Genomic DNA, 20,010 nt, shown 5'->3' on the forward strand with positions numbered 1-20,010 from the left:
GGCGACGCCATCGGCTCAAGGATTAGCGGGATGAAGCCTGGATCGAAGGCCGGCGAATTCGGCGACGGTAAAATCGATCAGTTTCCTGATTCGGGCGATATTGCGCACTTCGCTGTGGACGCCGAGTTTGAGTGGCAGGGTCGGCGCCGATGTCCCCGTAACCAAGGCCCTTAGTCCGGGTCGACCGGCGGCTAGGAAAAAGGGAAGCGTGGCGGCAGCCAACCCGGCCTCCACGACGCTCAGCTGCGAGCGTATCGAATTTGTCCGCATGATCACCCGCGCGTCCGGAAGCAGTTCCCGCAGCCAGGCGGAAAGGGACACGCGCACCGGCGCTTCATCCAGTTCGACGACGGAATGTGTGCCGCTGCTGTCAGCCGAAGGCTGTCCGAAACGATCGACATAGCCATCGGCTGCAAACAGCCCATAGCGGATATCCGCTACCTTGCGCTCGACGATATCGTTCTGGTCGAAGCTGCCGAACCGAAACGCGATGTCGGCATCCCGCCTGGACAGGTTGAAGCGCCTGCTGTCGTTGAGGAGATTGATCGTGATGCCCGGATGACGGGCCGCAAATCTCGCCAGCATGGGCGCAATGACATAGTCACCCAACCAGTCGAGACTGGTGACGGTAATGGCTCCCTGCAGATCGTCTTCCTGGGCGGCAAGACGACGCTCCACCGCAAGAGCACCCGCCTCCATTTCGTCCAGCGCAGACAGAATGGAACGGCATCCCGCCGTCGGCATCAATCCATTCGGCTGCCGCTCGAAGAGCTTTTGCCCGCATTTTCCCTCGAACGCGTCCAGGCGTCGGCTGAGTGTCGGCTGGCTCGAGCCAAGGCCGCGCGCCGCGGCACTTAAGGAACCGTAGCGCGCAAGGACTTGAACAAGATGCAGTTCTTCCCAGTCCATAGGATCACCTCTGTCCAGATCGACAGCGGCATAGAACGCCATCCACAGCCCGATGCAAGTGCAGAACAATCAATCCGCACCCTTGCCGAGCGGCTCACCCCGTCGGTAGTTCACAGAAAGCTTGGTGCCGGCGCTCATGCCACCGTCGATGGGAAGCACCGCCCCGGTGATGTAGCTTGCCTGCTCGCAGCAGAGCCAAAGCACGGCCGCGGCAACCTCCTCGACCGTTCCGAGCCGGCGCATCGGCGTCGAAAGGGCGGCTTGCTCCTGAGCCTTCGCACCGGCGGCTTCCAGATGATGGGTCAGGATCGGGCCAGGGGCGACGACGTTTATGCGGATGCCCTGATCGGCATAGTCGAGCGCCGCAGCTTTCGTAAGACCGATAATGCCGGCCTTTCCCGCGACATAGGCTGAAAGACCGGATGTCCCGTTCACGCCGGCGACCGAAGCCATGTTGACGATCGCGCCGCCGCCGTTGCGCACCATGGCCCTGATCTGGTGGCGCATGCCAATGAAGGTGCCACGAATGTTGGTTCGCAGGCCGCGATCGAAGGCCTCGACATCGAGATCGGCAAGCGGCGCTGGCATGCCGCCATCGGTCGCATTGTTGAAGGCAGCGTGCAGGTGTCCATAGCGCTGCAGGACGATGTCCAACGCGCGTGCCATCGCGCTCTCGTCACCGACATCCGCCTCTATCGCCAGCGCCTCCCCACCCTGCCAGCGGATCGAAAGGGCGACGTCATCGATCGCCTGTTTCGAGCGGGCGAGAAGCACGACCGCCGCACCTTCCGCCGCAAATGCCCTGGCAGTGGCGGCGCCAATGCCCCTGCTTGCGCCGGCAACCAGCGCGACCTTCCCGGAATATCTCTGCCCCACTGCATTCATCGACCGACCTCCGCTCTGAAACTGCTGTTGTGTCTAGCTTGCAGCGGCGATTGCGTCCTCCTGCAGCGGCGTATGCCTCCCATACGCAATGAGGCAGTCGACCCCGTCGTCGCCCATCGATACGGGCGCCTCGCCTCGCGCCACTCACATCCACCCAAGCATCCGCCTAGAGATTGGCCCTGAAGAAGGCGACCGCAGCAGCGTTCAGACGCGCATGAAATGCGGCGCGATCGAAGCCCGGCGGATCGGTGCAGATCTCGTGCAGCTCCGCGCGTTGGCTCCGAGTGCACGGCGCGAGGAAGGAGTAGTGTCCCGCACCGGGCTCGACATGGGAAACGGGCCTGACCGGCAATCCGTCGCGGACGATGGCGAAGTCCGGCTCCACCGGCACGATGTCGTCCAAGGCGGCCGCCCAGAGCGCCACGGGTTTGTGCACGTCGCTGAGGCCGTCGGCTAGAAAGAGGGCCGGGATGGCCGGTGCGGCCACGAACGCCGCTTTCAGCCGTGCATCGTGAACGACATCAAGAGGTGCAGCGCCGAAGCTTCTGGCGAGATTGTCCACCCCACCGAATTCGCGACAGACCCATCGCTGCGGAGCGGCTGCGCATTGTTCGATGAGACCAGAAAGCACCGGCTTTCCACCCATCCCGACCAGCGCCGTGAACCCGCCGATCGAAAACCCGAAAATGCCGACGCGATCCGGATTGATCGCTCCGCGGTGCGGCCACGCCCGCAGCATATAGTCGATGATCAGCGAGACCTGACGGGGGCGTTCCGTCAGCTGGCTGCGGCTCGCGTAGTGGCGCATGTCGGCATAGTTGTCGCCGGGATGCGTCAGGGCCACCACGACGAAGCCGGCTTCGGCAAGCGCGAAGGCGGTATCGTGATGGCCATAGGCGCTGCCGCCCGTGCCGTGCGAGACAACCACCAACGGCAGTCCTTCGCCGGCGACGTGACCGTTGGGGGCGACGATCTGCGCGTAGGCTGCGAGCGGTTGCAATCGCGGCTCGTCATTCGTCGGATACCAGATCGAAGCCTGTATGGGGCGATCGAGAGGATCCGGGACTTCAACCTCCGCAAAGCCGACGCTCGCACAGGCCGCAGAGGAGATGAAAAGCGTGAACTGGAAAACAACGATGAGAAACGGTCTGAACGAGATCATGGAGCTGGCCCGGTTGAAATGATGCGGACCAACCTCGCATAACGTTTTTGCAATTGAGACCAAGATCATGATCCAGGTCGTCTCCGATCGCGATCTGGTCAATAGTGTCGCCCAAACAGGACCGACCCGATGCTTTTCATTCCGCTGCCGTTTGTCGCGGCCCTTCTGCTGCTCATCCTTTTCGGACAGATGTGCCTTCGTGAGCAGGCTGCGAGCCGGCATTTCCGGATTCTGGTGCTGCTGCTCTGCCTGCTTGCGATCGTCATCGGCGTGCGTTGGGGCTATGGGATCGAACGCGTCTTGCCGGCCCAGGCCATCCTTGCCTCAGCCGTCGGCCCATTGGCGTGGGTCTGTTTCGCGGCCTTTGTCACCGAGCAGGACAACAGACTCGCCCATCGTTTTTGGCCCCACCTTTTGCCGTCGTTCCTGGTCGCGATCCTCACCGTTGCCCGGCCACAGTGGATCGACGTTACCCTCATCGCCATCTTCGCCTGGTATGCGGTGGCGCTCGGACGTCTCGCCTGGGCCGGAACCGACGCGCTCGATCTGGCGCGTTTCGACGATGCGCCCCTCGTCCATCGGTCGCTGCAGGTCATGGCCACGACGATGCTGCTCGCAGCCATCGCCGACAGTTTGATCGCGATGGATCTTCGCGTGTTCGACGGCTCACATGCCGCCACGATCGTCACCGCAGCAACGATCCCTCTCGTCATGCTGCTCGGGGCCGCGGCTGCGATCGCATCGCGAAACCCATCCTCGCCTGCGCCTGAAGCGGTGCAGCCAAGGCTTGCGTCTGACGACGACGCGCATATCGTGGTGCGCCTGAAGCCGTTATTGCAGACGCAAGGGCTCTACCGGGATCATGATCTCAACCTCAGCCGGCTTGCGCGCAGGGCCGGCATTCCCACCCGCCAGCTGTCGAAAGCCGTCAACAGCGTTTGCGGCAAGAACCTGTCGCAATATGTCAACGATTTCCGGATCGCGGAGGCCTGCCGGCTCCTGGAAAGCGGCGACATCGCCATTACCACGATTGTCTACGACGTCGGCTTTTTGACGAAATCCAACTTCAACCGCGAGTTCAGGCGCGTGACCGGCATGAGCCCCACCGAGTGGCGGGCGAAGCGCACGCCTGGCCCCGCTCAAGCGGTCGGGGTCGAGAAGATGGTCAACGTTCCACATCCGACATCATGAGGACGGCCGGTACGACATCTGCCACGGATATCACTCTGCCGCCCTCTCGATAGCAACCAGTTTGCCACAGTCCCGACGCGGCAGGCGGCCGTTCAGCACGATGGAAGCGACAATACCGATCACGAGGCCCCAGAACGCGCCGCCGATCCCGAGCAGGCTGATGTTGGCGGCCGAAGCGAGGAAGGTAATCAACGCTGCCTCGCGCGATTTCGGATCGGCCATTGCACCGGCGAGACTGCCGCCGATCGTACCCAGCAGGGCAAGCCCGGCCAAGGTCGTGATGAACGTCGCCGGCAATGCCATGAAGACTGCCGCAAGTGTCACGCCGAACACGCCCACAAGAACGTAAGAGACGCCCGCCGCGATCCCCGCCACCCAACGCTTGCTCGGGTCTTCGTGCGCCTCCTTGCCGGTAGCGATCGCGGCGGTGATGGCCGCGATGTTGAAGGCGTGCGAGCCGAACGGCGCCATGACAAGCGAACCCAAGCCCGTCACCGTCAAGATCGGGCTGGCGCTGGTCTTGAAACCATCGTTGCGTAGAACCAGCATGCCCGGCATGTATTGCCCGGTCAGAGTGATCAGAAACAGCGGCAGCGCCACGCTCAGAAGCGCATTCAGCGAGAATTGCGGCATCGTGAAAACCGGCGCGGCCAGCTTCAACTGCAGCCCGGAAAGATCGATACGGCCCTGCATGGCCAGGAACACGAGACCGAGCACCAGTATGCCGACCACGGCATAGCGTGCGGTAAAGCGTTTCAACAGGACATAGGCAACGATCAGAAGCCCGACCAGCAGCGGATCGACCGTCGCGCCGCCAAAAGCTCCGATGCCGAACTGCAGCAATATTCCCGCGAGCAGCCCCGCGGCGATGCCGGGCGGGATCAGCTTGATGACCCTGTCGAAACAGCCCGACAGCCCCAATGCGACGAAGGCAGCTGCCGAGATCAGATAGGCGCCCACCGCTTCCGCATAGGGCGTGGTCGCAAGAGCCGTCACGAGGAATGCCGCAGCCGGGGTCGACCAGGCCGTGATGATCGGCTCGCGATAGCGCCAGCTCAGAAACAGTCCGGTCAGACCCACCCCGATGGAAACAGACCACACCCACGATGCGGTCAGTTCCGGGCTCAGACCCGCGACCTTTGCGGCCTGGAAGACCAGAATGAAGGTTCCGCCATAGTTGACGATGACGGAGATCAATCCGGCGACGATGGGATGCGTGAGGTCGCCCAAACGGAAGGGCGATGGTGGCGAGGTATGCGACATGATCCGGTGAAATCTCCTGAAAGTCTCTGGCGCCGGGCCAGGATGCGGCTTGACTTTTAGTCGATAAATGGACTGATTATCCCATCCACTTATCAGTCGACGGCCAGACCATTTGCTCAAGCATTCCCAATTGGAAACCGTGCAGGCTTGGCTCGTCCATCCCGCGCATGCAGCGCTGCCGCTCCACGCACGGATTCAGCGAGCAGTCCGGCAACTCATCGTCGATGGTGCGCTTGGCCCCGGCAGACCGCTGCCGGCGTCGCGTGCACTCGCCAGGTCACTCGGTGTCTCCCGCGACACCGTCGAGGCCGCCTATTGCCAACTCCATGCCGAGGGCTTTATCGACCGACGGGTGGGCAGCGGCAGTTTCGTCGCCGAGGTGAAGGCATTCTCCGTGGGCCAAAAAGTTCCGCCGCGAGATGCGCTCCAGCGCCACAAGGAGCCAAGCCTCAGCAAACGCGGTGCCGCCATGTTCCGCAGCGGCGGCGTCCGCGAACAACTTGTACCCCGGCCATTCGCACCGGGTGTGCCGGAGACGCGCAGCTTTCCGCTTTCGCTGTGGGAACGTCTGGAGCGCCAGGTCCTGAAGGAAACGGGCACACAGGCTCTCCTTCATGGAGATCCACAAGGCGCAGAACCGCTTCGACGCGCGATTGCCGACTATGTCAACCTGGAACGGGGTGCTCGCGCCAGCGCCGACCGTGTGCTGGTTCTCACGAGTTCACAACAGGCAATGGCACTTTGCGCCAATATGCTGCTCGATCCCGGTGACCGCATCTTCATCGAAGATCCGGTATACTACGGCGCGCGCAAGGCATTCGACGCTGCCGGCCTCGAATGTGTTCCAATTCCCGTGGACCATCAGGGCATCACGGTCGAACGGATCTTGAGCCAACCTCACAAGGCCAAGGCCGTTTTCCTGACGCCTTCGCATCAGTTTCCGACCGGCGCGACGCTTGCGCTCGATCGACGACTTTCCCTGATCGAATGGGCAAGGAAGCACCAGACCTGGATCATCGAGGACGACTACGACAGCGAATTCCACTATGCCGGAAAACCAACAGCCTGCATGCAGGGCCTCGACCCTCACGACCGGACCATTTACATCGGCACCTTCACCAAATCGCTCTTTCCCGGGCTGCGGATCGCTTATGTCGTGCTGCCTCCGCAATTGGTCAAACCGATGACCGTTGCACGGACATTGCTTGACGGCCATACGGCTTCGATTGCGCAACTGACACTCGCCCGGTTCATGGATGGCGGGCATTTCGGCGCTTACGTTCGCACCATGCGCGGCGTCTACTGCGAACGTCTCGATGCTCTTGTCGGCCTCGTGCGGACCCACCTTTCGGCGTTCGTAGAGCCACGGATTCCGATCGGCGGTCTTCAGATGCCCTGCGTGCTGACCTGCGGCTTGCCAGAGTGCACGGCGATCGACGCGGCGCGGCGCGTTGGCGTCGAGCTGCTGGGCCTGTCGGCACTTCACGCATCCGGCGCTGGCGAGGCCGGATTCCTGATGGGATTCGCCGCCTATACGCCGATCGAGCTCGACGTCGCCGTCAGAAAGCTTGCAGGCGCTCTTAAGGCCGCGACAAGCCCTTAGGGCCTTTCCTGGAAAAGTGCGGAGCGGTTTTCCGTCAAAAGCTGTACGGCGAAACCGGCAAACAGAGCTGAAATGTGCCGCAACGGCATACGGCCGCAGTCTGCCTTTATCCGCTCGAAGCTTGTCGCTTCGGAATTTTTTTCTCCTTGCGGCTGAAATGATCTCGCAAGAATATCCAGCTATCTCTAGTGTTTAGCTTGCGGCCAACGAGAGTCGCGACATGAACGGATGTATTCAGGAGTTGTGGCGGACATGCTTGGGTAAGCCAATTGCCAGTTGTCAACTTATGACCATCAGTGCAGCGCAAGAACGAAGTTTTCCGACCATGTCAATTGATGCCACGTCAAGCTTGGACTCCTCGCCTATCGATCACTTCGGATTGCCGCGCTCTCGATTCGACACGACAGCCATGCGGCAGCAAGACGCCCATTTGATGTGGCGCGAGTCGATCGGCGTTCTTTTCGACACACGCCTTCGCGGTCCGTCCGACGAGCCTTTCTTCGCCAGCGTCGATGCGGCCCTGATCGGAGGTGTCGGGGTCGCGCGCACTCGATCGAGCGGTCAGGACTTCGATCGTTCCCGCTACAAGATCGCCCGGGACGGCATGGACGGGTATCTCGTGCAGTTTTATCTCAATGGTCAAAGCGGCAGCCGCGGCGGCTCCGACAGCATTGCCCGCCCCGGTGACCTCTACGTGATCGATATGGCGCAGCCGCTCGCCACGTCCACAATCGATCACGAGCATCTCAGCCTGGTCATTCCGCGCCAGATGCTGGCCCCCCGTCTGAAGCGCCCGGACGACAATCATGAATTGGTCCTACCGTCGAGCATGCCGCTCGTTTCGCTGTTGAGGGACACGCTCGGCAGCCTGCATAGGCAACTGGATCATATCTCCGTCGGCGACGCGGAAGCGGTCCTGTCTCCGCTGCTCGATCTCGCGGGCGCTGCGATCAACAGCCAGACGAGCGAGGGCAATGCAGCGAGCGTCGGCCATGCGCTGTCGATCGCGGTCAGGCGCTACATAACCGACCACTTGCTCGAACCCGATCTGACCGTGGAGCGCGTCATGGCCGCATTCGGTCTGTCGCGCCGAACGGTCTATCGGCTTCTGGAACTGGTTGGGGGATTTTCGGTTTTCCTGGCGCAGCAGCGCCTGCGGCGTGCCTTCATCAATCTTCGAGCGCCGGAGTACAGGCACATGGCGATTGCAGACCTCGCCTCAGCACACGGCTTTACCAACGCGGCAAATTTCAGCCGTGCTTTTCGTCGGGAATTCGGCCTGTCGCCGCGGGAACTACGGCATCTTTCGGCGCACCATCCGGCCCTGCTGAAATCCGCACCCGGGCTGTCGGCGACCGACTGGTCGCAATGGATCAGCCTGATCGGGCGATAGGGACCTCAGCGGCAAGTTGGTGTGGTGGCGAGACAGCCGATCTGGCAGTAAACGCAGGGTCATTGGCACGTGGTGCGCATTTCCACGCCTGACCGCCTCCACCAATTGAAGACGGCACTTTCTCCGAGCTAACACGAAGCGCGCCTGCCATGGCGCGGTTTTTGTTGAGAGAAATCCGTCATGACAAGCTACCTATCGGCCACCGCCGCACGTTCCCGCAGCCCGGCCGTTCGTAGGGCAAGCGGCGGCAGAACCTCGGCGATGCTGTCTGACGACATCGTCGAACGAGTGTGCGTCGCCACGCCGGTGGAGGCGTTGCCGAAGGCTGAAAGGTTGCGCCGGTTCTGGCGCAATCAGATCCGGCTGATGACGGCCCTGATCTTCCTTCTTTCCAGCCTCGTGGCCGTGGCGGGAGAAGCGTTCGCTGCGTCGAAAGGGTGTGAGGATATCGTTGCCGACCTGAACGGGAAGGACGTCCTAGCTCTCTCGAAGACCTACCCCAAGAGTGATTTTCTAACGACGGACCGGCTTCATATCGATTTGATCCGCAATCCATCCTACTGGGACAGCGCGTACTTCACCGCGATCTCTGAAACTGGCGTCGAATACTTCATGACCAGTTATGAAGCCGGTGTTGTAACTGGCAATGAATCCGCATCGATTTCCGGGCAAAACCTCGTTGACGGTGGAATCTATGTCGAATTCATAAACCAAAGCCCGACAACCGTTCCTTGGCGTATGGACGTCGTCTGCGTCACGAAAAGCAACCCGTTAGACGCCGCACTTTCCGGTCTCGCCCTGTCGAGCGGCAACCTCGAGCCGGCCTTCGACACCAATACCCTGACCTATACGGCCGCGGTGGCCAACGGCGTTTCCACCCTCGGCGTGACACCGTCAACGCCCGGAACCACCGCGACGGTGAAGATCAACGGGGTCAGCGCCGTATCGGGCACATCGACCGCCGTGCCACTCAATGTTGGCGACAACACACTCACCATTGCCGTGACGACCGAGGACCGCACGGTCACGCGGACCTATCGGGTGGTCGTCACGCGCAGCGCACCTCCCACGATCACCGGCGTCACGCCGTCGATTGGAAGCAGTGCCGGTGGACAATCCGTGACCATCACCGGCACCAACTTCATCGGTGTGAGTGCCGTTGCATTCGGCGGCGTTCCCGCCACCACGTTCACCGTCGATAGTGCCACCCGGATTACCGCCACTGCGCCGGCACGAGCGGCCGGCCCGGCCGATGTGACCGTGACGACCGTAGGCAACAGTTCCGTGACGCGCGCAAACGGCTATACCTATGTCGCCGCGCCGGTTGTCACCGCCGTCAAACCGCTCAACACGCCCGCACGAACCTACGCGATCGGCGCCACGCTGCTGTTCGACGTGGAGTTCGATCAGCACATCGCTAGCAACGGGGGGCCGTACCTGAAGGCTGTCTTTGGGGCTGTCGAGCGGCGGATCAACCTGATCGGCGCCGTCTTTAACACCATGACGTTTTCCTACACTGTTGCCGAAAACGACCTCGACGAAGACGGAATCGCAATCTCGTCAATGGCGCGCGGGGGGGCAACGATCACGGACTACAACCGCCTAGTGGATGCAGATATCACACTGCGCAACATTGCCGATACATCAGGCATCAGGATCGACGGCGTCCGGCCCACGGTAACGTCAATCAAGCCCACCGCGACAGCCGCCACCTTCGACGTCACGTTTTCCGAACCGGTCACGGCCGTGGACATCGGCAAGTTCACCCTGGCGAAAACAGGAACCGCGCAAGGCACGATCGACAGTGTGTCGGGATCGGGAGCGACCTATCAGGTGCAGATCGCGAATGTTTCGGGGGACGGCACCTTGGCTCTCAGCCTGTCCACCGGCACAGGCATCAAGGATAGCGCCGGCAACGAGATGACCAAGGCGTTCACCGGCGGTACGCCCATGATCGTCGCGCCGCCCTCGAGCGACGCCAACCTCTCGGGCATCGGCGTTTCGAGCGGCACGCTTGCCCCGACCTTCGACGCCGCCACCACCAGCTATACTGTCTCGGTGGGCAATAGCGTTGCCACCATCGCCGTTACTCCGGCCAGCGCACATCCCGGCGCCGTCGTCTCGGTCAACGGAACCGTCATCGCGGCGCCGGGCAGCCTTCCCGTCAACCTCCAGGTCGGCGACAACGCCGTAAGCATCGTGGTGACGGCGCAGGACACCGTTACCACGAAGACCTATGACATCGTCGTCAATCGCGCGGGCGCAGCCCCTGATGCGCCGACCGCCGTCAGCGCTGCGTCGGGTGACGGCGAGGCGACGGTCAGCTTCACCGCCCCTGTGAATGCAGGCACCACACCGATCAGCAGCTATACTGTGACGGCTGATCCGGGCGGTGCCGCGGCAACCGGCGGATCAAGTCCCATCACCGTGAAAGGCCTTACCAACGGCACGGCCTACACCTTCAAAGTCACGGCCACCAACAGCATCGGCCCCGGTCCGGCCTCCGATGCGTCCAGTTCGGTCACACCAAAGCCTGCGCCGATCGCCAACGCTGTGAGTGCGACGGTTGCAGCGAACTCCACGGCCAATCCAATAACGCTCAGCCTCAGTGGCGGTGCGGCGGACACGCTTGCCATCGGCACCCAACCGACGCACGGTACATCTTCGGTGTCGGGACTCGCGATCACCTACACCCCGACGCCGGGGTACTCCGGTTCCGACAGCTTCACCTACACCGCTACCAACGCGACCGGCAGGTCCGCCGCCGCGATCGTGACGATCACCGTTTCTGCGCCGACCCTGGCCTTCTCTCCGCCCGCTGGCGCACTGGCGGGCGGAACGGCTGCGACCCCATACAGCGGCATTGCCGTCGCTGCATCAGCCGGCACCGCGCCCTACATCTATGCCGTCAACGGCACGCTGCCGGACGGGCTGACACTCGATCCTGCGTCCGGTCTCATCTCGGGAACGCCGACAACGGCCGGAGACTACAATTTCACCATCACGGCCACCGACGCCAACAACGCAACGGGGACGGCGGCCTACTCGATCACGATTGCGGTCGAGGCACCGACCGCCGGCGATGTGAGCGCAACGGTTGCGGCAAACTCCACGGCAAACCCGGTCACGCTCAATCTCAGCGGCGGGATCGCCGATAGGCTGGCCATAGGCATGCAGCCGACGCACGGCACCGCTTCGGTGTCTGGGCTTGCGATCACTTACTCACCGACGCCTGGGTACTCCGGCTCCGACAGCTTCACCTACTCCGCCGCCAACGTCACCGGAACGTCGACAGCCGCGACCGTGACGATCACCGTCACGGCACCTACCCTCAGCTTCTCGCCCGTAGCCGGCGCATTGGCCGGCGGGACCGCCAAATCCGCCTACAGCGGCGTCACCGTCGCTGCATCGGCCGGCACTTCACCCTACACCTATGCCATAACCGGCACGCTGCCGGACGGGCTGACGCTCGATCCTGCGTCCGGTTTCATCTCGGGAACGCCGTCAACGGCCGGAGACTACAATTTCACCATCACGGCCACCGACGCCAACAACGCAACGGGGACGGCGGCCTACTCGATCGCGATTGCGGTCGAGGCACCGACCGCCGGCGATGTGAGCGCAACGGTCGCGGCAAACTCCACGGCGAACCCGGTCACGCTCAATCTCGGCGGCGGGATCGCAGATACGCTCGCGATCGGGACGCAGCCGACGCACGGCACCGCTTCGGTGTCTGGGCTTGCGATCACTTACTCACCGACGCCTGGATACTCCGGTTCCGACAGTTTCACCTACACCGCCACCAACGCGACCGGCACGTCGACAGCCGCGACCGTGACGATCACCGTCACGGCACCCACTCTCAGCTTTTCGCCTGCAGCCGGCACGTTGACCGGAGGTATCGTCGGGACGGTCTATGACCTGGTCACCATCTCCGCGTCGGCCGGCACCGCGCCCTATCGCTATGCCGTGGCTTCAGGCGCACTGCCTGCAGGCCTCGCGCTCGATGGCACCAACGGTCGCATCTCGGGAACGCCGACGACGGCCGGAACCGCCAATTTCACCGTGACGGCAACCGACGCCAACAATGCAACGGGAACCGCAAGCTACTCGATCGCCATCGTCATCCAGGCACCGACAGCCAACAATGTGCGTGCAACCGTCGCAGCAAACTCCGCGGCCAACCTGATCACGCTCGATCTGAGCGGCGGCGCAGCGAATACGGTTTCGGTCGAAACCCAGCCGGCGCACGGCACCACCGCGGTGTCCGGACTGGCGATCATCTATACCCCGACACCGGGCTATTCCGGTTCCGACAGCTTCACCTATGTGGCCACCAACGTCACCGGCACCTCGCCTGCCGCGACGGTGTCGATCACAGTGACAGCACCGACGCTCACCTTCTCGCCACCGGCTGGCGCGCTGGCGACTGGAACCGCCGGAGCCGCCTATAGCGGCGGCGTCACCGCCTCGGCCGGAACCGCGCCTTATCGTTATGCCGTCACATCGGGCCAGCTTCCTGCGGGGCTCGCGCTCGATAGCGCCACCGGCGCGATCGGCGGCATCCCGACCCGAGCCGGAGACCACGATTTCACCGTGACGGCAACCGATGCCAACAACGCTGAGGGAACCGCACGCTATTCGATCGCGATTGCAGCCGCCCCAGTCGATTTCAGCTTCGAGCCACCCGCTGGAACGCTCACGGACGCCATGGCCGGAGAGGACTACAGCCAGCCGATTGCCGCCAAGGGCGGAACCGGGCCAATGCTCTATCGCCTGGCATCCGGCGCTTTGCCCAAAGGCATGGTCCTCAACGTCTCAACGGGTGAACTGACCGGCCCGCTGGCCGCGGACGCCGGAGGCAGTTACACCTTCGCGATCGAGGTTCGCGACAACAACGGCGCAACGGGAACGGCGAGCTATTCCGTGAAGGTCCAGGCCCGCGCGATCACCGTCACCGACAAGGTGGTCGATGTCCCGGCCGGATCGGCACCGCCGGATGTCTATCTCAATCGCGGCGCCACCGGCGGTCCGTTCATCGCGGCCGAGGCGACCTTTGTCGAGCCGGCCCAGGCCGGAACGGCGTCCATCATCCAGGGCGAACTGGCACAGGTTGGTCCGGCCGCCGCTCCGGTTGGCTGGTATCTGAAGTTCACGCCCAACAAGGCCTATTCCGGCCGGGTGCGCATCGGCTTCCGTATGGTCAGTGCGCTCGGCACCTCCAACACCGGGACCGTGACGTACAATCTCGCCTTCGATACCTCCGGGCAGGCCGCAGAGATCGACGCACTCGTGCGCGACTTCGTACGGACGCGGCAGAACCTGATCGCCTCGACCATCAAGGTGCCGGGCCTGATCGACCGGCGCCGGATGGCCGCGGGATCAGACACGGTCACCACCCGTATGACACCTTCAACCGATGGCGTTACACTTGGCTTTTCCACAAGCCTTGCCCAGATCGAGGCGGCGCGCGACAGGGCCGATGGCGTTGACCAGGCCGAAGCCTCGCCATTCAACATCTGGCTCGACAGCACGTTCCTAATGCACCGTCGCAAGGACGACGACGACAAGTGGGGCAACTTCGGCATGGTCTCGCTTGGCGCAGACTATCTGCTGTCTGAGAGAGCACTGCTCGGCCTGTCCTTCCACTATGACCGCATGACCGACCCGACCGACGAGGATGCAGAGCTTTCGGGCAATGGCTGGCTCGCCGGTCCCTATGCCTCCTTCGAACTCGGCAAGGGCATCTTCTGGGATTCGAGCCTGCTCTATGGCGGCTCGTCCAACACCATCGACATGAATGCCTGGGACGGCACATTCGACACGCGCCGCCTGCTCATGGACACTTCGGTCAAGGGGCAATGGCAGCTGGACGAGGCAACTGTGTTTACGCCGGCGCTGAGAGCCGTCTATTTCTCCGAAACGGTTGACGACTATGGGGTGAAGAACGGCGCCGGCGACATCGTCGACCTCAAGGGCTTCACCGAAGAGCAATTGCGGGTCAGCCTGAGGGCGGAGATTGCCCGGCAGTTCAGCCTCGAGAACGACATGGCGCTGACGCCCAAGCTCGCCGGTACGATCGGCTATTCCGGGCTTGATGGCGCGGGCCTGTTCGGCTCGCTCTCGGCCGCGCTATCGCTGCAAACTGTAGAGAGCTGGTCGATCGACACCGGATTACTGTTCAACATCGAAGGCGACGGCGAGACATCTGCCGGCGCAAAGGTTGGCATAAGCGGGCGGTTCTGACCCCGGGCGACCGGGGAAAAGAATATCAGATCGTCTCAGGAAGCCAGTTTCTCCCTGACCGAGGTCTTGCTTCGATAGTGGCTTGGCGGTGCTCCGATGATCTTGCGGAAGGCGCGGCTGAACGAAGCCTCGGAATCATAGCCGAGGCGGCCGGCGACAAGGGCCACCCTCTGCCCTTCCTGCAGCCATTGATGCGCCTGGTGCATTCGCATGCGCGCGACATAGCGCGCCGGTGTCTCGCCCATGATGTCGACGAAACGCTGAGCGAAACCCGATCGCGACGCCCCCATCAGCTTTGCCAATTCGGGCACACTCCAATCCCGTGTTGGCTCAAGGTGGATGGCGGCAAGCACACGACCGAGTTCCGGATTGCGCACAGCCGCCAGCCAGCCGGTCGCCGTGCCGCAGCCATGCTCCACCCAGGTTCGAATGAGCGTTGCGGTCAGCACGTCGGCGAGCCGCGCCAGAATGCCGCCCGAACCGACGCGCTGCATCTCGGCTTCCCGCGTCATGGCGTCGAGAAGTGGCGGGATCGACGGTTCGCTCGACGCAAGATCGCTGGTGCGCATGACGGCCGGCATCAGTTGCAGGAGTGGATGCAGCCGATCGACATTGAACTGCATCACCGCGTAGAAGATGAGGTTCTTGCTGTCCGTCGACGGGCATTGCACGTCGATGATGCCGTCACACAGCTGCCTTTTCGGCAGGTCGGCGATCGAGACCGGCGGAATGCCCGGCTTGCTCGCCAGTACATGCGCATCGCCTCTGGGCAACAGAACCGCATCGCCTTGCGAGAGTTCGATCCATTCGCCATCCGGCGCACGAAGGTGGGCGGAGCCTGATGCGAGAAAGTGGAACCGCGCGGGCTCCTGCGCCGGATAGGCCGTCGCCCAGGGCGCGCAGGGTTGGCAACGCCCGTATTCAACACCGTCGAGCCGCAGCCCGCGCAAGATTTCGGTCAATGCATCGCTCATGAACCCACCGGCAAGTTTGGAGAAACGGCACAGTCTTTTGGATTTTCTAGCATAGAAACTCCTGAAGATCCCACCTATTTTCGCCATCAACAATCGCGGAGATCGAGAATATGGATGGCTTGGTGACAAAATCAGCGGCCCCGACGGACGACCGGAGCCGCGCGCGGTGGGGCGCCGTGGTGTCCCTTTCGCTTGGCGTGTTTGGCCTGGTGACGGCAGAGTTTCTACCAGCAAGCCTGCTGACGCCGATGTCGGCGGATCTAGGGGTCAGCGTCGGGGCGGCCGGGCAATCGGTGACGACGACGGCCGTCGTCGCGGCGGTCGCCGGCCCGGCGATCGTCGTCTACACGGGACGGTTCGACCGGCGAACGGTTCTTCTGGCTCTGACCGGCCTGCTCGTCGTCTCGAGCCTGATGGCGGGTTTTGCGCCGAACCTTCCCTTTCTGCTTGCGGCCCGAGTGCTGCTCGGCGTCGCGCTCGGCGGTTTCTGGGCCATGTCGCTGGCGCTCGCCATGCGGCTTGTTCCCGGCAGACTGATGCCGCGGGCCATGGCGATCGTGATGTCGGGCGTGTCGATCGCCACAGTGTGCGCGGCACCCGTCGGCGCCTGGATCGGCGCCACGCTCGGCTGGCGCTATGCGTTCCTGCTTGCAGCCGCAGTCGGGGTGATCACCTTTATCGTCCAGGCGCTGACTGTTCCATCGTTGCCGCCCATCGGGACCACCGGCCTCGACACGATCGCAAGGGTCCTGAAGCGCCCGGCGATCCGGCTGGGCCTTGCCACGATCCTGCTGGTTGTCACCGGTCACTTTGCTGGCTTCACCTATATCCGCCCCTATCTCGAACAGGTTCCGCGTTTTGACGTCGAGATGATCACCGCGATCCTGCTCGCCTTCGGTATCGGCGGCTTCTTCGGCAATATCGCCGGAGGTTTTCTGGCGGAGCGCAACACCCGCCTGTCGATGATGCTGGCGGCGGCCGGTATCGCCGCCACGGCTCTGCTTCTCGCCGTCGCCGGCGTGCTGCCGGCCGTTGCCGCGGCAGCCACGGCAGCCTGGGGGTTCGCCTTCGGCGCTCTGCCCGTCAGCGTCCAGTCCTTCATCAGCCGGGCTGCCGGCGACGAGGCGGAAGGTGCGGGCGCTGCGACACTGACGACATTCCAGATCGCCATCTCGACGGGAGCAATCCTCGGCGGCGTGATCGTCGAACTCCAGGGACCGGCCGGTGTGTTCCTCTTCGCCGCACTGGCTGCGCTGCTGGGCGCCTCGCTCGTGGCGGTCTCCCGCAAGGTGGCCCTCCAGCCGGGCTGAGTTGAAAGCCCAATCGGTTGGCGGCCGAGATCCCGATTTCTCCAGAGTCGGAACGGCCGCCAACTGCGCATCGATTAACGATCGCCGCCACCTACGTGATCAGTCGGCGGCGGCGTTTCTTGCAAGGCTGGCTGACCGTCAACGCCTCATTTGGCCGTCAGCGGCAGCGCCAGAAGCCGATCGGTCGTGACGATGTCGCCGAAGGTGTCGTCGATCGAGGCCAGAGCTGCGCGGTGCAGAGCGATATGGCTAACGGTATTGCCATTCGCCATATCGAGGTCGCGCGTGGCGCAGGCGTCGTCGGCGACGATCACGCTGTAACCGAGCGGCACGGCATCGCGGGCGGCCCCGGCGACGCAGGCATGGGTCATGAGACCCGCGATGATCAGCGTATCGATGCCGGCCTCCTTCAGCCGTTGGTCGAGATCGGTGGTCGGAAACACACTGACCGACGACTTGCTGATCACCGCATGGCTCGCGGATGGCTGGATCGCGTCGTGCAACCGGGACATCTCGCTGTCCTCGGCGAACACAGGGCTGCCCGCCGGTGTCACATGCTGCACGTGATAGACGCGCATGCCGTCCTGATCGGCCCGGGCGATAAGGCGCTTGGCATTCACGAGTGCCTTTTCGCCATCCGGGATCGGCATTCTGCCGCTGAAATACTCCTTCTGAAAATCGATCACCAGCAGGGCTGTCTTGTCAGGATCAAGACTTTGCGGCGCCGTGGCACCGGCGAGGGCGCGGATGGTTGGGTGCTGTATCATGGAAATGTCCTTTCGCGTCTTTGTTGGCCGCGGGAAAATCCCGCATAAGGCGGCCTCACGAAAGTGGCCGGAATGACAATATATGCTAGGTTCTGGCCAACTCTTCGAAACGGGATCACAGCACCGATGCACACCATCGCCGTCATCGCCTTTGAAGGCATCAGCGCCTTCCACCTCTCGGTGCCCTGCATCGTGTTTGGCGACGAGTTGTTGAAACTTGGAGTGCCACGCTACCGGCTGCTGATCTGCGGCGAAAACACCGGATCGATCCCCACCGGTTCCGGCTTTCGCATCGAGGTGACACATGATCTGAGCTACCTGGGCGCGGCCGATACCGTCATCGTGCCGGCCTGGCGGGATCCGGACGAGCGGCCACCCGAAGCCTTGCTGCAGAGCCTGAGGGCTGCTCATGAGCGCGGCGCGCGGCTGGTGGGCCTGTGCCTCGGCACTTTCGTCCTGGCTGAAGCCGGCGTGCTCGACGGGCGACCGGCTTCCACCCATTGGGCCTGGGCCGGAGAGTTCCAACGAAGCTACCCGCAGGTCGCCCTCGATCAGGATGCGCTCTACGTCGATGATGGCGACATCCTCACATCGGCCGGAACGGCCGCCGCAATGGATTGCTGCCTCCATATCGTTCGCCGCGATCATGGAGCGGAAATTGCCAATCGCATTGCCCGGCGGCTGGTGGTGGCGCCGCATCGCCAAGGCGGCCAGACCCAATATATCGAAAAACCGATGCCGGCGGCCGTCAGCGAGGTTCAGCTCGGCGCGACGATCAACTGGGCCATCGAACATCTGAGCGAACCCTTGTCGCTCGGTAAACTGGCGGAGCGGGCCGGAATGAGCCTGCGCAGCTTCACCCGGCATTTCCGCAAGGCGACCGGCACCACATTTACACAATGGCTGCTCAATCAGCGCCTGGCGACCGCGCAACGCCTGCTCGAAACCGGCTCCTGTCCGATCGACCGGGTCGCCGAGATCGCGGGTTTCGGCTCCACCGTCTCGCTGCGCCAGCACTTTGCCCGCGCCTTCTCGATCTCGCCGGCAAGCTACCGCCGGCAGTTCAGGAAGGGCCCTGCCACCCTTGCACCTCAATGAAACATCCTAAACTGCTCGTTGCGTTGCCACGGATCGGACACACGTCGTTTCCTGCGCGTTTCGGAAACACAGCGTTCGGCCCCCAACCTCTGTTGCTCGGGGCAGTCCCATGCCATCTAGGAGACAAGCAATGACACATCCCCAGGCGGCGCTATCGTGAAAAAAATCGGATTCCTTTCCTTCGGCCATTGGACCCCCTCCTCCCAGTCGCAGACCCGCTCGGCGGGTGACGCGCTGTTGCAGTCGATCGACCTTGCGGTCGCCGCCGAAGAGCTCGGCGCCGATGGCGCCTATTTCCGCGTACACCATTTCGCTCGGCAGCTGGCCTCTCCGTTCCCGCTGCTGGCCGCCGTCGGCGCCCGGACGAAGCGCATCGAGATCGGCACCGCCGTCATCGATATGCGTTACGAGAACCCGCTCTACATGGCCGAAGACGCCGGCGCCGCCGACCTCATCTCCGGTTCTCGCCTGCAGCTCGGTCTCAGCCGCGGATCGCCCGAGCAGGTGATCGATGGCTGGCGCTACTTCGGCTACGTGCCTGAGGACGGCGCATCGGATGCCGACATGGGCCGCAGCCACGCGGAAGTGTTTCTCGAAGCGCTGAAAGGCAACGGTTTCGGCCAGCCGAACCCGCGGCCGATGTTTCCGAACCCGCCGGGCCTGTTGCGGCTCGAGCCCCATTCGGAAGGACTGCGCGACCGCATCTGGTGGGGTTCCAGCTCGAACGCAACCGCCGTCTGGGCCGCCAAACTCGGCATGAACCTGCAGAGCTCGACGCTGAAGGACGACGAGACCGGCGAGCCGTTCCACGTGCAGCAGGCAGCCCAGATCCGTGCCTATCGGCAAGCATGGAAGGAAGCGGGGCACACCCGCACGCCCCGGGTCTCCGTCAGTCGCAGCATCTTTGCGATCGTCGACGATCGCGACCGCGCCTATTTCGGCCAGAGCGGCAAGGAACAGGACACGATCGGCTTCATCGACGAGAACACGCGGGCAATCTTCGGCCGCTCCTATGCGGCCGAACCGGATGTGCTGATCAAGCAGCTCGCCGGCGACGAAGCCGTAGCGGAAGCCGATACGCTGCTGTTGACCGTGCCCAACCAGCTCGGCGTCGATTACAATGCCCACGTCATCGAGGCGATCCTGAAGCACGTGGCACCAGCGCTCGGCTGGCGCTAATCGACGGGACGCCGCTTTCGCGGCGCGCCT

The 20,010-nt window shown here is 63.3% G+C and carries 13 protein-coding genes; 7 read left to right on the forward strand and 6 right to left on the reverse strand.

The window, feature by feature from the left end; translation table 11 throughout:
• Positions 1-15 precede the first annotated feature (15 nt).
• The 3 genes from LPJGGPFB_RS17095 to LPJGGPFB_RS17105 all read right to left on the reverse strand — a co-directional run bounded on the left by LPJGGPFB_RS17095 (position 16) and on the right by LPJGGPFB_RS17105 (position 2,956).
• Positions 16-909, reverse strand: coding sequence for a LysR family transcriptional regulator (locus LPJGGPFB_RS17095; protein ID WP_173421162.1), 894 nt, complete (start codon positions 907-909; stop codon positions 16-18).
• Between the two features lie 69 nt (positions 910-978).
• Entirely contained in the window at positions 979-1,794 is an 816-nt protein-coding gene (locus LPJGGPFB_RS17100; RefSeq protein ID WP_173421163.1) for an SDR family NAD(P)-dependent oxidoreductase, read from the reverse strand.
• 166 nt (positions 1,795-1,960) lie between these two features.
• Complete coding sequence (locus LPJGGPFB_RS17105; protein ID WP_173421164.1) at positions 1,961-2,956, reverse strand: alpha/beta hydrolase family protein; 996 nt, start codon at positions 2,954-2,956, stop codon at positions 1,961-1,963.
• A 129-nt stretch (positions 2,957-3,085) separates the two neighbouring features.
• On the opposite strand from LPJGGPFB_RS17105, the gene LPJGGPFB_RS17110 reads away from it, so the two are divergent.
• Positions 3,086-4,147 (forward strand): helix-turn-helix domain-containing protein, encoded by a 1,062-nt coding sequence (locus tag LPJGGPFB_RS17110; protein ID WP_173421165.1) that lies wholly within the window; start codon positions 3,086-3,088, stop codon positions 4,145-4,147.
• 30 nt (positions 4,148-4,177) lie between these two features.
• Here the strand turns inward: LPJGGPFB_RS17110 and LPJGGPFB_RS17115 are convergent, their stop codons facing one another.
• Entirely contained in the window at positions 4,178-5,410 is a 1,233-nt protein-coding gene (locus LPJGGPFB_RS17115; RefSeq protein WP_173421166.1) for a benzoate/H(+) symporter BenE family transporter, read from the reverse strand.
• A gap of 112 nt (positions 5,411-5,522) precedes the next feature.
• Here LPJGGPFB_RS17115 and pdxR point away from each other — a divergent pair, with 112 nt between their 5' ends.
• The 3 genes from pdxR (at position 5,523) to LPJGGPFB_RS17130 (ending at position 14,652) form a co-directional block, all read left to right on the forward strand.
• Complete coding sequence (gene pdxR, locus LPJGGPFB_RS17120; RefSeq protein WP_173421167.1) at positions 5,523-7,013, forward strand: MocR-like pyridoxine biosynthesis transcription factor PdxR; 1,491 nt, start codon at positions 5,523-5,525, stop codon at positions 7,011-7,013.
• Between the two features lie 409 nt (positions 7,014-7,422).
• Positions 7,423-8,406 carry an AraC-like ligand-binding domain-containing protein gene (locus LPJGGPFB_RS17125; protein WP_173421168.1) on the forward strand — a complete coding sequence of 328 codons (984 nt, stop codon included), beginning with the start codon at positions 7,423-7,425 and terminating at the stop codon, positions 8,404-8,406.
• 180 nt (positions 8,407-8,586) lie between these two features.
• Positions 8,587-14,652: a putative Ig domain-containing protein gene (locus LPJGGPFB_RS17130; protein WP_173421169.1), complete on the forward strand. Its 6,066-nt coding sequence runs from the start codon at positions 8,587-8,589 to the stop codon at positions 14,650-14,652.
• Between the two features lie 35 nt (positions 14,653-14,687).
• Here LPJGGPFB_RS17130 and LPJGGPFB_RS17135 read toward each other — a convergent pair whose 3' ends face one another.
• The gene (locus LPJGGPFB_RS17135; RefSeq protein WP_173421170.1) at positions 14,688-15,626 is read right to left on the reverse strand and encodes an AraC family transcriptional regulator; all 939 of its coding nucleotides are present in this window, start codon (positions 15,624-15,626) and stop codon (positions 14,688-14,690) included.
• 110 nt (positions 15,627-15,736) lie between these two features.
• On the opposite strand from LPJGGPFB_RS17135, the gene LPJGGPFB_RS17140 reads away from it, so the two are divergent.
• Positions 15,737-16,936, forward strand: coding sequence for an MFS transporter (locus tag LPJGGPFB_RS17140; RefSeq protein WP_173421171.1), 1,200 nt, complete (start codon positions 15,737-15,739; stop codon positions 16,934-16,936).
• A gap of 146 nt (positions 16,937-17,082) precedes the next feature.
• Here the strand turns inward: LPJGGPFB_RS17140 and LPJGGPFB_RS17145 are convergent, their stop codons facing one another.
• On the reverse strand, positions 17,083-17,703 hold the full coding sequence (locus LPJGGPFB_RS17145) for a cysteine hydrolase family protein (protein WP_210264514.1): 621 nt from the start codon (positions 17,701-17,703) through the stop codon (positions 17,083-17,085).
• A gap of 126 nt (positions 17,704-17,829) precedes the next feature.
• On the opposite strand from LPJGGPFB_RS17145, the gene LPJGGPFB_RS17150 reads away from it, so the two are divergent.
• Positions 17,830-18,801, forward strand: coding sequence for a GlxA family transcriptional regulator (locus LPJGGPFB_RS17150; RefSeq protein WP_173421172.1), 972 nt, complete (start codon positions 17,830-17,832; stop codon positions 18,799-18,801).
• 156 nt (positions 18,802-18,957) lie between these two features.
• Complete coding sequence (locus tag LPJGGPFB_RS17155) at positions 18,958-19,980, forward strand: LLM class flavin-dependent oxidoreductase (RefSeq protein ID WP_173421173.1); 1,023 nt, start codon at positions 18,958-18,960, stop codon at positions 19,978-19,980.
• Positions 19,981-20,010 lie beyond the last annotated feature (30 nt).

The sequence above is a fragment of the Ensifer adhaerens genome, assembly GCF_013283195.1.
GTDB classification, from domain to species: domain Bacteria; phylum Pseudomonadota; class Alphaproteobacteria; order Rhizobiales; family Rhizobiaceae; genus Ensifer; species Ensifer adhaerens_G.